The organism is Ancylobacter sp. WKF20, from assembly GCF_029760895.1.
Lineage (GTDB): Bacteria > Pseudomonadota > Alphaproteobacteria > Rhizobiales > Xanthobacteraceae > Ancylobacter.
Genome location: NZ_CP121679.1, coordinates 3791486 through 3805402 on the forward strand (window position 1 = coordinate 3791486; position 13917 = coordinate 3805402).

The following is a 13917-nucleotide window of genomic DNA, read 5'->3' on the forward strand; positions in this document are numbered from 1 at the left end:
AAAGTGGGATGACGCCGCATGACCGACGTGTTGCGCCGCCCGCCGCGCCTTTTCACCATCCCGCCCTCGGCGCCCTTTCTGCCGACGCTCACCGATGCGCTGCTCGACGGCCGGCTGATCGAGGGCTTCGCCCCCGGCCATGACCCGCTGGCGCTCGCTTCCGCCACCATCTTCCTGCCGACCCGCCGCGCCGGACGCCTGCTGGCCGAGGCGCTGACCGCGCGCATGCCCGGCGGGGTGACGCTGCTGCCGCGCATCGTGCCGCTGGGCGATGTCGACGAGGATGCGCTGGCCTTCGCCGAGAGCTTCACCGGCCCGCCGCGCGCCGTGCCGCCGACCACGCGTCGCCTTGCGCTGGCCAATCTCGTCGCCGCCTGGCGCCGGGCGTTGCGCGCTGATGATGGCCGCGTCGCTGTCGCCGCCGGTCCCGGCGCGGAACTGGCGCTGGCCGACGCGCTCGGCAAGCTGATCGACGAGATGGCGGCGCAGGAAGTGCCGTGGTCGCGCTTCGACACGCTGGTGCCCGGCGAGCACGATGCCTATTGGGACATGGCGCTCGATTTCCTGAAGGTGGCCCGCGATTTCTGGCCGGCGCTGCTGGCCGAGCGTGGCGAGGTCGATGCCAGTGTGCGGCGCGACACGCTGATCGCCGCCGAGGCCGCCCGCCTTGCCAGCCTGCCGGATGCCGGACCGGTGATCGCGGCGGGCTCGACCGGCTCGATGCCGGCGACCGGGCGGCTGCTCGCCACCGTCGCCCGCCTGCCGCGCGGCTGCGTCGTGCTGCCGGGCCTCGACACCCATCTCGACGAGCGCTCCTGGGCGGCGCTCGGCGATGAGGAGGCGCCCGCCGCCAGCCACCCGCAATTCGGTCTGGCGCTGCTGCTGGAGCGCCATATGCGTGTCCCGCGCACGAGTGTCGTCAGCCTCGCGGAACCCGCCCCGTATGGGCGCGAGGCGCTGCTCTCCGAGGCGCTGCGCCCGGTCGCCACCACGGAAGCCTGGGCGAGCCTCGACGAGCGCCTGCCGGGCCCCGCCATTGACGCCGCCTTTGCCGGTCTCAGCCTGATCGAGGCGGAGGATCAGCGCGAGGAGGCGTTGTCCATCGCCGTCGCCTTGCGCGAGGTGCTGGAGACGCCCGGCGCCACCGGCGCGCTCATCACGCCCGACCGCGACCTCGCGCGCCGCGTGGCGGCGGAGCTGCTGCGCTTCGGCGTCGCCATCGACGATTCCGCCGGTGAGCCGCTGTCGGAAAGCGTGCCCGGCCGCTTCGCCCGGCTGGTGGCGGATGCCTGCGCGGAAGGTTTCGCGCCGGTGCCGCTTACCGCGCTGCTGCGCCATACGCTGGCGCGCTTCGGCCTGGCCGCCGACGAGCTTGATGCCGCCGCCGATGCGCTCGAACTCATGGTGCTGCGGGGCCCCCGCCCGGCCGCCGGCCCCGATGGCCTGCGCGCGGCGGTGGAAGGCTTCGACCCGGCCCAGCATCACCGCAGCGACCCGCGCGCGGCGCTGGACGAGGGCGCGCGCGCCCATGCCGCCACGCTCGCCGCCCAACTCGCCGCCGCCCTTGGTCCGCTGGCGGCGCTCGGCGGGGGCACCCATCCCTTCGCGACCCTGCTCGCGGCGCATCGTGCGGCCATCGAGGCGGCGTGGAGCGGGCCGGACGGCGGGACACTCACCGAGGAGGCGGCGCTCGCCGACCTTGCCGGCGCCTTTGAGGCAATGGCGGAAGGCGCCGGCCTCGCCCCGGCGATGACCCTTGCCGATTACGCCGCCGCATTGCCGCTGCTGCTGGCCGACCGGCCGGTGCGACCGCCGCTGGTCGTAGGCGCCCGGCTGCGCATCTTCGGCCCGCTGGAAGCGCGCATGGTGCATGCCGACCGCGCGGTGCTGGCCGGCCTCGTCGAGCAGACCTGGCCGAGCACGGTGCGCACCGACCCCTGGCTCAGCCGGCCGATGCGGGCGGCGCTGGGACTGGAGGCGCCGGAGCGGCGCATCGGCCTGTCCGCTCATGACTTCGTGCAGGCGTGCGGCGCGCCCGAACTCATCCTCTCCCGCCCGCGCAAGATGGGCGGCGCGCCGACCGTGCCCTCGCGCTTCCTCCAGCGCCTCGCCGCCGTCAGTGGCCCGGAGCGCTGGGCGGCGGCGCTGGCGCGCGGCGACCGCTTCCGGCGGCTCGCCGGCCTCATCGAAACCGCGCCGCGGGTGAAACCCATCGAGCGCCCGCAGCCCGCCCCGGATCTGGCGCTGCGGCCGACGCGGCTCAGCGTCACCGAGATCGAGACCTGGCTGCGCGACCCCTACACCATCTATGCCCGCCATGTGCTGCGCCTCGTCCCGCTCGACGGCTTCGACGAGGAGCCGGGCGCGGCCGAGCGCGGCAGCGCCATTCATGAGGCGCTCGGCGCTTTCGCCCGCGATTTTCCCGAGGCGCTGCCGACGGATGCCGAGGCGGTGCTGCGGGACTATGGCCGGCGCGCTTTCGCCCCGCTCGAAGCCTTTCCTGCGGAATATGCGCTGTGGTGGGCGCGCTTCGAGCGGCTGGTGCCGCGCGTTCTCGCCTGGGAGCGCGGGCGACGGCCGCAGGCGCGGCGCGTCTTCGCCGAGATCGGCGGACGGTTGCCGCTGGCGGGCGGGCGCTTCACCCTGACCGGCCGCGCCGACCGCATCGAACAGCTCCGCGCCGGCGGTCTCGCTATCGTCGATTTCAAGACCGGCGTGGTGCCGAGCGCCAAGCAGGTGGCGGCCGGCTATTCGCCGCAACTGCCGCTGGAAGCCGCCATGGCGGCGGAAGGCGGTTTCCGCGACGTGCCGGCGGAAGACGCCGCGGGGCTGGTCTATGTCCGCCTCGGCGTCACCGAGGTGAAGGAGACCAGCGGCGTGGAGAAGGACACGACCGCCACGCTGCTGGCGCAGGAGACGCGCGCGCGGCTGGAACAGCTCATCGCCGCCTTCGAGAACCCCTCCGTCGGCTATGCCTCGCTGGCGCGGCCGATGTTTCGCGGGCGCTTCGGTGATTACGACCACCTCGCCCGCGTGAAGGAATGGTCGACGGCCGGGGAGGGCGATGAATGAGCGGACTTCCCGCCACGCCGGCGCTGCGCGCCGCGACCGAGCTTCAGTCCCGTGCTTCGGACCCGGCCATCTCCGCCTGGGTGTCGGCCAATGCCGGCTCGGGCAAGACGCATGTGCTGGCGCGCCGGGTGATCCGTCTCTTGATGCGCGGCGTGCCGCCCGGTCGCATCCTCTGCCTGACCTATACCAAGGCCGCCGCCGCCAATATGGCGAACCGCGTGCTGGACGAGCTGCGCCGCTGGGTGACGCTTGACGATGCCGCTCTCGACGCCGCCATCATCGCCGCCGATGGCGGGCGGGTGGATGCGGCCCGCCGTGCCCGCGCCCGCCGGCTGTTCGCGCAGGCGCTGGAAACGCCGGGCGGGCTAAAGATCCAGACCATCCATGCCTTCTGCGGCGCGCTGCTGCACGCCTTCCCCTTCGAGGCCGGCGTGCCGGCGGGCTTTGGCGAGCTGGACGAGCCGAGCCGCCAGGAGTTGCTCGCCCGCCTGCGTTCCGAGGTCGTGCTGGAGGCCGCTGGCGCGCCGGCGAGCGCGCTGGGCGAGGCGCTGGGTCTGCTCGTCGATCAGGTGTCGGACGCCGGCATTACCGAGATCATCGAGGCGGTGGTCGCCGACCCACAGGCGCTGGAGGCGAGCGACGAGGAACTGGCCGATGCCGTCGGCCTCGCCGGGCCGATCGACCCGCGCGATGTCGAACGCCTCATCGTCAATGAGGCGCTGCTGCCGCGCGGCGCGTGGCGCGGGCTGGGTGAGGCGTTGATCGAGGAAGGTGGCAATTGCGCCCGGCGCGGGCGTGCCTTGCTCGCCGCCGATGCCGCCCCGGCCGATGCGGCGGCGGACGCTTATGCCTCGGTCTTCCTGAAGGATGATGGCGAGGCCTATGGCGAGAGCCAGTTCGGCGCGGCCAAGGTGCGCGCGCGCTATCCGGCCCTGCTCGCCGAGCGCGACCGCGTGGCCCCGCTCGCCAAGCTGCTCGCCGCCGCCCGCGCCTATCAGCGCAGCCGCGCCGTGCTCACCTTGGGGCGCGAATCGGTGCGGCGCTATGAGCGGGCCAAGGCGGCGCGCGGGGTGCTGGACTTCGCCGATCTCGTCAACAATGCCCGGCGGCTGCTCGCCTCCGGCGCCTCGGCCTGGGTGCATTACAAGCTCGATCAGGGCATCGACCATGTGCTGCTCGACGAGGCGCAGGACACCAGCCCCGAGCAATGGGAGGTGATCCGCCCGCTGGTCGCCGAATTCTTCGCCGGGGAGGGCGCGCGGCCCGATCCGCTCGGCATCGGCCGCTCGCTCTTCGTGGTGGGCGACGAGAAGCAGTCGATCTTCTCCTTCCAGGGCGCCGATCCCCGCCGCTTCGACACGGTGCGCCGCGATTTCGAGCGTGCCGGCGGCAGCGGTTTCGCGCATATCCCGCTCAAGCACTCCTTCCGCTCGGCGCCGGGCATCCTTGCCGCGGTGGACGCGGTGTTCACCGAGCCGGCGGCGCATCGCGGCCTGTCCGCCGAGAATGTGCGGCCGGTGCATGAGGCGATCCACGACGCGCTGCCGGCATTGGTCGAGCTGTGGGAGCCGGAGGCACCGACGCAGGCGGTCGACATCGACGCCTGGCAGCGCCCGCTCGACGCGCCGGCCGCCGATGATCCCAAGGCCCGGCTCGCCCGCAACATTGCGAGCCACATCGCCGCCCGCATCGCCCAGCGTTTTCCCTTGAGCGGGCGGCATGGCGCGCGCCCGGCGCGGCCGGGGGACTTCCTCATTCTGGTGCGCCGGCGCGACGGCCTGTTCGAGGCGATCATCCGCGAGCTGAAACAGGCGCATGTGCCGGTCGCCGGCGCCGACCGTCTGGTGGTCGCCGAGCATATCGCGGTGATGGACCTGATGGCGCTGGGCGACGCGCTGCTGGCGCGCGATGATCAGCTGGCGCTGGCCTGCGCGCTGAAAAGCCCGCTCTTCGGCTTTGACGACCACGACCTGATGGCGCTCTGCCCCAGTCGCACGGGCCGGCTCGAGGAGACGCTGCGCGCCCGCGCGGGGGAGAACCCGCGCTGGGCGGCGGCGGTGGAGCGGCTGGCGCGGCTGCGCGTCGAGGCGCGGCGGCTGCGGCCCTTCGATTTCTTCGCCCGCGTGCTCGGCCGCGAGCGCGGGCGCGCCGCCATGCTGGCCCGGCTCGGGCCGGAGGCGGCGGATGCGCTCGACGAGATGCTGGCGCTCGCCCGTGCCTATGAGAGCGTCGAGGCGCCCTCGCTCGCCGGCTTCCTCGCCTTCCTGCGGCGCGGCGGGGCCGAGGCCAAGCGCGACATGGAGGCGGGGCGCGACGAGGTGCGGGTGATGACCGTGCACGGCGCCAAGGGGCTGGAGGCGCCCTATGTCATCCTCGCCGACACCACCGGTGCGCCGATGATCCGCCGCACGGCGGGGTTGGTCCGGGTTGAGCGGGCGGACGGGCGGCGCATCGCCGTCCACGCCCCCTCGAAGAAGCGCGACACGCCCGCCATCGCCGCTGCCCGGCAGGCCGAGGATGCCGCCCAGCAGGACGAGCAGCGCCGCCTGCTCTATGTCGCGCTGACCCGCGCGGAGACGGCGCTGGTGCTGTGCGGGGCTGATGGCAACCGCGCCCGGCCGGCGGAGTGCTGGTACAACCTCGTCCATGATGCGCTGGCGCCCGACGCGGTGGAGCATCCCGCCCTCGGCTTCGAGGGCACGGTGAAGCGCTGGCGCGCGCCCGATGAGGCGCTGCCCGGCAGCGTGAACGCCGCTTCAGAGGCGACGCCCGCCCCCGACGCCGGCGAGATCGAGACCGCCCGGCGCCTTGCTTTGCCGCCAACTGGTGGGGCTATTCCGCGCCCGGCGCTGCGGCCCTCCGCGTCGCCGGCCGGGCCGGTCATTCCGCCCGACCGGCAGGCGATGGAAGCCGCCCGCGCGCGCGGCGAGCTGCTGCACCGGCTGATGGCGGGGCTTGCCGGCGTGCCGGTACATGAGCGCGCGGCGCCCGGCCGGCGCCTGCTGGCCGCGGCTTCGGACCTGCCGGAAGCCGCCCGCGAGGCGCTGCTGGCCGAGGTGCTGGCGGTGTTGGAGCTGCCGGAGCTCGCCCCGCTCTTCGCTGCTGGCGGGCAGGCGGAGGTGCCGCTTGTCGGTACGCTGGAGGATGGCACCCCGGTCTCGGGCCGAATCGACCGCCTCGCGGTGACGGAAAACCGCGTGCTGGTGGCCGACTTCAAGACCGACCGGCATGTCCCGGCGCGCGCGGCAGACCTGCCCGCCGCGCATGTGCGGCAGGTCGCGGTCTATGCCCGGCTGCTGAGGAAACTGTTTCCGGGCAAGGAGATCGGCGCCGTTCTGGTCTATACGGCGGGTCCGCGTGCCTTCACGCTGGATGCCGTGACGCTGGCGCAGGCTGGGGACGGCGTCACGTCGCCGTGACGCTGCCTTGACGCAAGCTAGGCGGGCTACCTACGTTGGGGGCAACTTGTTAATTCCCGTATAGAGGTATGCGCCATGAGCGTTGAAAAAGTGTCGGACAGCAGCTTCGAGGCCGACGTGCTGAAGTCGTCCGAGCCGGTGATCGTCGATTTCTGGGCCGAGTGGTGCGGCCCCTGCCGCATGGTCGCCCCGGTGCTCGACGAAGTGTCCGGCGAGCTGGACGGCAAGGTGAAGATCGTCAAGCTGAACGTCGACGAGAACCCGAACACCGCGTCGAAGTACGGCATCATGTCGATCCCGACCCTGCTGCTGTTCAAGGACGGCCAGATCGCCGCTCGCCAGGTCGGCGCGGCGCCCAAGGCCAAGATGCTGCAGTGGATCAACAGCTCGATCTGAGACGGCTGTCGCCGCCCTGACCGTGCCGTGACGACAAGCATTGCGAAACCCCCGGCCCGCTCCGCCGCGCCGGGGTTTTTCGTGTGTGCCGCCTGCCGTTTCGGCCTTGCTGTCCGCGCGTGAACGGTCGCGCATCCGGGCAGGGCGCTGCTGCGTATCCGTCGTATGGACACGCGTACCATCGCCGCCGCGCCACCACCCGCCTTTACCCGTCTCGCCTGGCTGCTGGCGGGAGCGGGCACGCTGCCCTTTCTCGGCGGCATCGTCGATCTCGCCTCGGGAGGCGGGGCCGCGCTCATCGTTGTGCCGATCTATGCGGCGGTGATCGCCTCCTTCATCGCCGGCATTCACTGGGCGGCGGCACTGCTGGAGCCGCGCCGCTTCGGCATAAGGCTGCTCATCGCCAGCAATGGCGCGGCGCTGCTCGGCTGGCTTGGCGCGCTGCTGCCGCCGACGCCGGGTTTCCTGCTCTTCGCCGTGCTGTTTCCGGCGCTGGCGGGGGTGGACCGTCAGCTCTGGCGGGCGGGGCTGTGGCCGCTCTGGTTCTGGCGTCTGCGCGCGGCGATCAGCGCCGTCGTCACCCTTGCCTGCCTCGCGCTGGCCGCCCTTGCCGCCGGGAGGCTCGCATGACGCGGATCGCCATTATCGGCGGTGGGGTTGGCGGGCTGACGCTGGCCCATGCGTTGAGGGACGTCGCCGCCATCACCGTGTTCGAGAAGGGCCGGGGGCTGGGCGGGCGCACCTCCACCCGCCGCGAAGGGCCCTTCAACTTCGACCATGGCGCGCCCTGCTTCACCTGCCGCACGCCGGAGTTCGACGCCTGGCTGGCCCCGCTGCGCGCGGCGGGCGTGGTGGCGCAATGGGCGGGACCAGTGGTGAACCTTGCCGGCGGGCGGGTCACCGGGCCGCGCCTGTGGACCGAGCGCCATCTGGTCGGCGTGCCCGGCATGAACGCGATCGCCCAGCACCTCGCCACGGGGCTCGACATACGCGTTGGGACTGAGGTCGCCCCGCTGGTAGCCAGTGGGAGAGAGCGGCGCTTGTATGATCTCACATCCCCCACTGGCGCGCCGCTCGGCCATTTCGATGTGGTGGTCTCCACCGCCCCGCCGCACCAGACACGGGCATTGTTCGGGCCGGCGGTGCCAGCCGAGACGCTGCCGCAGGGCGCGATGAAGCCACGCCATGCGCTGATGGCCGCGTGGGAGCGCCCCTGGCCGGAGCCGTGGATCGCCGCCAAGGTGCAGGATGGGCGGATCCGTTTTGTGTCGGTAGACAGTTCCAAGCCCGGCCGAAACGCCGGCCACACGACCCTCGTCGCCCATACCCGCAGCCGCTGGTCGGCGCTGCATGAGGCGAGTACCAGTGCCGCGCTGGAACCCTTATTGCTGGAGGCGCTGCGCCGGGCGCTGCCGGTCGATCTCGGCGCCCCGGCCCTGGTGCGGGCCCATCGCTGGCGCTCGGCGCTGGTCGCCTCCACACCGCGCTCGGGCCCTTGGTATGATGCCGCCTCTGGGCTTGCCGCCACCAGCGACTGGGCGTTGACCAGCCGGATCGAGGAGGTATGCCTCGCCGCGCTGTCGCTGGCCGACCGCATCAAAGCGGGGCTGTCATGAGCCGGGTCACCGTCTGGTACGATTCGCAGTGCCCGCTCTGCCGGCGGGAAATCGCCGCCATGCGCCAGCTCGACCGCGCCAACCGCATCGCCTTCGTCGATCTGCATGGGGACGGGACTTGTCCGCGCGACCGGGGCGCGATGCTCGCGCGCTTTCACGCGCAGGAGGATGGCGTGCTCTATCAGGGCGCTGCCGCCTTCGCCGCCATGTGGCGGCAAATCCCGCTGCTGCGCCCGCTCGGCCTTGCCGCGCGCAACCGGCTGGTTCTGGCGGGGCTGGAGGTGACCTATCGCGGTTTTCTCCGCCTGCGGCCGCATCTCCAGCGCTTCGCGCGGCGCCTTGAACCCCGCGCGGGGGCCTAGCCGATCTCCACGCCGCGCGCGGGCAGCCCGTAGCGGACGCGAAGTTCGGCCAGCGGCACATCGACGACGCTCCAGAAATCCCAGCCGGGCGCGAAGGTGTCCACCGTTGCCGCCGCGCCGGCCGCCCAGGCGCGCCAGAACACCACCGGGTCCATTCCCCCCGAGGCACCGCCCGCGACCGCGTTGATCTCCAGCCGCAAATGCCAGGAGAAAATCGCCGGCAGGATGTGACCGGCCATGGGGTAATGCGGGTGCATGGCGGCGGTGAAGGTGGAGGTGAGTACTTCGCCGCGCGGGCTGGTGTCGAAGCCGGTCAGCACATGGTTGGTGTCGTGCGGCACCGAGAACACCGCGTTCAATGCCGAGGGGGCGCCGGGGAAGGCATAGCCATTCTCGGTGAAGTGACGCCAGAAGGCGTGGCCGAAGCTCGCCGGATCGCTCTCGGCCAGCGCGGCAAAACGGGCGGCGAGAGCGGGGTCCGCGCCGGCCCCTTCATAGGGCAGCAGCCAGGGGGCGATCGCGCCGGACCATGGCTTGCCCGTGAGGCTCTCCATATTGCGGCGGGCCATGTCGGCCAGGGCCTCCTGCACATGGCCGGCGGCAGCCTCGCGGATCTCGTCAAGATAAGGCGCGGAAAGGTCGAGCGCCCGCGCATAAGTGAGCACGGCGGTGATCTTCGCCGGGTCGAGCGTGCCGTCGACAAAGGCCATGGCGGTGAGCAAGCGCACAGCATCCGCCGCCAGCGTATTGCCGGCCAGGGCGCCGGCCAGCGCCTCCGGCTGAACGGGTGCCAGCCCGGCGGCGTCGCAGGCGGGAAGGCCGAACATATAGAGGGCGGCGCTGTCCAGCGCGAGCCGGTCGCTGGCGCTCAGCGCGCCCCCGCTCTCGGCGACCGCGCGCATCGCCCCCAGAACCGCCTGGGCCTGCGCCGGTGTCGCCCGGCCCAGCAGCGGCCGGATGTCGTCCGTCATCCCAGCCCTGATCGTTCCGCTTGCCATCCCGCCCCTCCGTCGCCACCGCCGGGCCAGTGTGGCGCGAAACCGGCAGCGGAGCCAGAGCCGCTGCCGCAAGGAGAGGGTCGGCGCGGTTGGGTCAGGCGCGCTTCTGGTTGTAGACGTCGAGGCAGACGGCGCCGAGCAGGACGAGGCCCTTGATGACCTGCTGGTAGTCGATGCCGATGCCGAGGATCGACATGCCGTTGTTCATCACGCCCATGATGAGCGCGCCGATCACCGCGCCGCCGACCCGGCCGACGCCGCCATAGGCCGAGGCGCCGCCGATGAAGCAGGCGGCGATCACGTCAAGCTCGAAGCCGAGGCCGGCCTTGGGCGTCGCCGTGTTGAGCCGCGCGGCGAAGATGAGGCCGGCCAGCGCCGCCAGCACGCCCATATTGACGAAGGTCAGGAAGGTCAGCCGCTCGGTCTTGATACCGGAGAGCTTGGCCGCCTTCTCATTGCCGCCGACCGCGTAGATCTGCCGGCCGATCGTCGTGCGGGTGGTGATGAAGGCGTAGAGCGCGATCAGCGCCGCCATGATCACCAACACATTGGGCAGGCCGCGATGCGAGGCGATCAGATAGGCGAAATACACCATGATCGCGAACAGCAGCAGGTTCTTCAGCACGAAGAAGCTGTAGGGTTCGGTCTCGATATGGTGGGCCTCCTGCCGGGCGCGGCCGCGGAAGTTCAGCCACACCAGAGCGAGCGCCAGCAGCGCGCCGAGCGCGAGCGAGGTCGGGTAGAGCGAACCGGCATCCGGCACCAGTTCCGGGATGAAGCCGGAGGAGAGCTTCTGGAACTCGGGGGGAAAGGGGCCGACCGACTGGCCGGCGAGGATGGCGAGCGCCAGCCCCTTGAACACCAACATGCCCGCCAGCGTGACGATGAAGGACGGGATCTTGAAATAGGCGACCCAATAGCCCTGCGCCGCGCCGATGAGCGCGCCGAGCGCGAGGCAGATCAGCGTCGCCGGTATGTAGTGGACGCCGAACTTCACCATCAGCACCGCCGCCACCGCGCCGATGAAGCCGGCGACCGAGCCGACCGACAGGTCGATATGGCCGGTGACGATGACCAGCAGCATGCCCAGCGCCATGATGACGATGTAGCTGTTCTGCAGCACGAGGTTGGTGAGATTGAGCGGGCGCATCAGCGTGCCGTTCGTCACCACCTCGAAAAAGATCATGATGGCGAAGAGCGAGATCATCATCCCGTATTCGCGCAGATTGTTCTTGATGAAGCCGGCGTGGCTCGGCTTGTCCTTCAGCGCGGTGTCGCTCATGCCCGTGTCTCCGTTGTGCGCGGCTCTGCCTTACGCATGATCGCGCGCATGATCTTTTCCTGGGTGGCCTCCGAGCCGGGGAATTCCCCGACAAAGGCGCCCTCGTTCATGACGCAGATGCGGTCGCAGATGCCGAGCAGTTCTGGCATCTCCGAGGAGATCACCACGACGCCTTTGCCGGCATCCGCCAGCTCATTGATGATGCAGTAGATTTCGTATTTGGCGCCGACATCGATGCCGCGCGTGGGCTCATCGAGGATCAGCACCTTGGGGTCAGTGAACAGCCATTTCGACAGCACCACCTTCTGCTGGTTGCCGCCGGAGAGCTTGCCGGTCTCCTGGAACACGCTGTGGCAGCGGATGCGCATGCGCCCGCGGTAATCGGTGGCCACCCGCAATTCCTTCATCTCGTCGATCACCCGCGCCGAGGCGATGGCCGGCAGGTTGGCGAGCGTGACGTTCTTGCGGATGTCCTCGGCCAGCAGCAGGCCGAGATGCTTGCGGTCCTCGGTGACATAGGCGAGGCCGGCATCAATGGCGGCGCGCACATTGGAGAGATCGAGCTCGCGCCCTTCCAGCTCCGCCCGGCCGGTGATCTTCTGGCCCCAGGAGCGGCCGAAGATGCTCATGGCGAATTCGGTGCGCCCGGCGCCCATGAGGCCGGCTATGCCGACAATCTCGCCGCGCCGCACCTCGAAATCGACATTCTTGATGACCTGCCGGTCGGCATGGAGCGGGTGATAGGCCGACCAGTTGCTGACCTTGAAGATCGGCTCGCCAATCTGCGGCTCGCGCTTGGGGTAGCGGTGCTCGAGGTCGCGGTCGACCATCTTGGCGATGATGCGGTCTTCCTCGACCGCACCCTCGTGGCAGTCCAGCGTGTCCACGGTGCGCCCGTCGCGCAGCACGGTGATGCGGTCGGCGACCTTGGAGACCTCGTTGAGCTTGTGCGAGATCAGGATGGAGGCGATGCCCTGCGCCTTGAACTCCAGCAGCAGGTCGAGCAGCGCCGCGCTGTCCTTCTCGGAGAGGCTGGCGGTCGGTTCGTCGAGGATGAGCAGGCGCACTTTCTTCGACAGCGCCTTGGCGATCTCGACCAGCTGCTGCTTGCCGACGCCGATATTGGTGACCAGCGTATCCGGCGCCTCGTCGAGGCCGACCTTGGCGAGCAGTTCCTTGGTACGCAGGTGCACCGCGCCCCGGTCGATGATGCCGAAGCGGCCGGGCGGGCTGGCGATGAAGATGTTCTCGGCGATCGACAGCAGCGGGATCAGCGCCAGTTCCTGATGGATGATGATGATGCCCAGCGCTTCGGAATCGGTGATGTCGCCGAAGCGGCGTTCCTCGCCATCATAGACAATGGCACCCTCATAGGAGCCGTGCGGGTAGACGCCGCTCAGCACCTTCATCAGCGTGGACTTGCCCGCGCCATTCTCGCCGACGAGGGCGTGAATCTCGCCGGGGCGCACGGTGAAGCTCACCTCGCTCAGCGCCTTCACGACGCCGAAGCTCTTGCTGATGCCCCGCATTTCCAGAAGCGCCGGGGCGTCGGAGGACGGGCTCGCCTGCGGGCGGGCACCAGCGTGCAGATGCGCGTTCATGACCGCATTCCCTTGATCGAGATGGGGCCCGCGCCGGCCGGAGCCGGCGCGGGCCGCGACGTGGTGCGTCAGTTGATCTGGCCAGGCTTGTAGTAGCCGGAGCCGATCAGCACGGGTTCCCAGTTGCTCTTGTCGACCACGACGGGCTTGAGGAGGTAAGAAGGCACCACCTTCACGCCGTTATTGTAGGTCTTGGTGTCGTTCACGGTGGGCTGCTTGCCCGACAGCGTGGCGTCGACCATGTCGGCCGTCACCTTGGCGAGTTCGCGCGTGTCCTTGAAGATGGTCGAGTACTGCTCGCCGGCGAGGATCGACTTCATCGACGGCACTTCCGCGTCCTGGCCGGTGACGACGGGCATCTTCATCTTGCCGGAACCATAGCCCACGCCCTTGAGCGAGGAGAGGATGCCGATGGACAGGCCGTCATAGGGCGAGAGCACGCCGTTGAGCGTCTTGTCGGAGTAGTAGGCGCTCAAGAGGTTATCCATGCGCGCCTGGGCGGTGGCGCCGTCCCAGCGCAGGGTCGAGACCTTGTCCATGCCCGTCTGGCCCGAGGGGATCTTCAGCGTGCCGTTGTCGATCAGCGGCTTCAGCACCGAGAGAGCGCCATCGTAGAAGAAGTAGGCGTTGTTGTCGTCCGGCGAGCCGCCGAACAGCTCGATGTTGAACGGTCCCTTGTTCTCGGGATAGCCGAGGCCCTTCAGCAGAGACTGCGCCTGCAGCACGCCGACCTGGAAATTGTCGAAGGTCGCGTAATAGTCGACATTCGGCGTTTCGCGGATCAGGCGGTCATAGGCGATGACCTTGATGCCCTTGTCATGCGCCTGCTTCAGCACGTCGGAGAGGGTGGTGCCGTCGATCGAGGCAATCACCAGCACCTTGGCGCCCTTGGTCACCATGTTCTCGATCTGCGAGAGCTGGTTGGGGATGTCGTCCTCGGCATATTGCAGATCGGTGTTGTAGCCGCGCTCCTTGAGCACCTTCACCATGTTGTCGCCATCGGCGATCCAGCGGGCGGAGGACTTGGTGGGCATGGCGATGCCGACCGTCGCCTTTTCCTGCGCGCTCGCCGGTGCGGCGAAGGCGAGGCCCGCCGCGCCGACAGCGAGGGCGGAGAGGGCGGCGGTGATCTGGCGGCGGGTCAGGCGTTCGGTCAGGCGTTTCATGGAGA

General features: G+C 70.3%; 10 protein-coding genes. 6 read left to right on the forward strand and 4 right to left on the reverse strand.

Annotated features, from left to right (window positions below; genetic code table 11):
* Positions 1–18: 18 nt before the first annotated feature.
* From addB to AncyloWKF20_RS17580, 6 genes are all read left to right on the forward strand, one after another.
* Positions 19–3072: a double-strand break repair protein AddB gene (gene addB / locus AncyloWKF20_RS17555; protein ID WP_279315256.1), complete on the forward strand. Its 3054-nt coding sequence runs from the start codon at positions 19–21 to the stop codon at positions 3070–3072.
* Positions 3069–6491 (forward strand): double-strand break repair helicase AddA, encoded by a 3423-nt coding sequence (gene addA / locus AncyloWKF20_RS17560; protein ID WP_279315257.1) that lies wholly within the window; start codon positions 3069–3071, stop codon positions 6489–6491. The genes addB and addA overlap by 4 nt, the downstream gene beginning before the upstream one ends.
* A 75-nt stretch (positions 6492–6566) precedes the next feature.
* Positions 6567–6887 (forward strand): thioredoxin, encoded by a 321-nt coding sequence (gene trxA / locus AncyloWKF20_RS17565; RefSeq protein WP_279315258.1) that lies wholly within the window; start codon positions 6567–6569, stop codon positions 6885–6887.
* A 165-nt stretch (positions 6888–7052) separates the two neighbouring features.
* Positions 7053–7517, forward strand: coding sequence for a DUF3429 domain-containing protein (locus tag AncyloWKF20_RS17570; RefSeq protein WP_279315259.1), 465 nt, complete (start codon positions 7053–7055; stop codon positions 7515–7517).
* Complete coding sequence (locus tag AncyloWKF20_RS17575) at positions 7514–8503, forward strand: NAD(P)-binding protein (protein WP_279315260.1); 990 nt, start codon at positions 7514–7516, stop codon at positions 8501–8503. The genes AncyloWKF20_RS17570 and AncyloWKF20_RS17575 overlap by 4 nt, the downstream gene beginning before the upstream one ends.
* Complete coding sequence (locus tag AncyloWKF20_RS17580; RefSeq protein WP_279315261.1) at positions 8500–8865, forward strand: DUF393 domain-containing protein; 366 nt, start codon at positions 8500–8502, stop codon at positions 8863–8865. The genes AncyloWKF20_RS17575 and AncyloWKF20_RS17580 overlap by 4 nt, the downstream gene beginning before the upstream one ends.
* Here the strand turns inward: AncyloWKF20_RS17580 and AncyloWKF20_RS17585 are convergent.
* The 4 genes from AncyloWKF20_RS17585 to chvE form a co-directional block, all read right to left on the reverse strand.
* A complete protein-coding gene (locus AncyloWKF20_RS17585; protein WP_279315262.1) occupies positions 8862–9836 on the reverse strand; it encodes a hypothetical protein in 975 nt (324 codons plus the stop codon). The two genes, AncyloWKF20_RS17580 and AncyloWKF20_RS17585, sit on opposite strands and share 4 nt — an antisense overlap.
* A 121-nt stretch (positions 9837–9957) precedes the next feature.
* Positions 9958–11145: a multiple monosaccharide ABC transporter permease gene (gene mmsB / locus AncyloWKF20_RS17590; protein WP_279315263.1), complete on the reverse strand. Its 1188-nt coding sequence runs from the start codon at positions 11143–11145 to the stop codon at positions 9958–9960.
* The gene (gene mmsA, locus AncyloWKF20_RS17595) at positions 11142–12746 is read right to left on the reverse strand and encodes a multiple monosaccharide ABC transporter ATP-binding protein (RefSeq protein ID WP_279315264.1); all 1605 of its coding nucleotides are present in this window, start codon (positions 12744–12746) and stop codon (positions 11142–11144) included. Before mmsA ends, mmsB begins: the two co-directional genes overlap by 4 nt.
* A gap of 68 nt (positions 12747–12814) precedes the next feature.
* The gene (chvE, locus tag AncyloWKF20_RS17600; RefSeq protein WP_279315265.1) at positions 12815–13912 is read right to left on the reverse strand and encodes a multiple monosaccharide ABC transporter substrate-binding protein; all 1098 of its coding nucleotides are present in this window, start codon (positions 13910–13912) and stop codon (positions 12815–12817) included.
* Positions 13913–13917 lie beyond the last annotated feature (5 nt).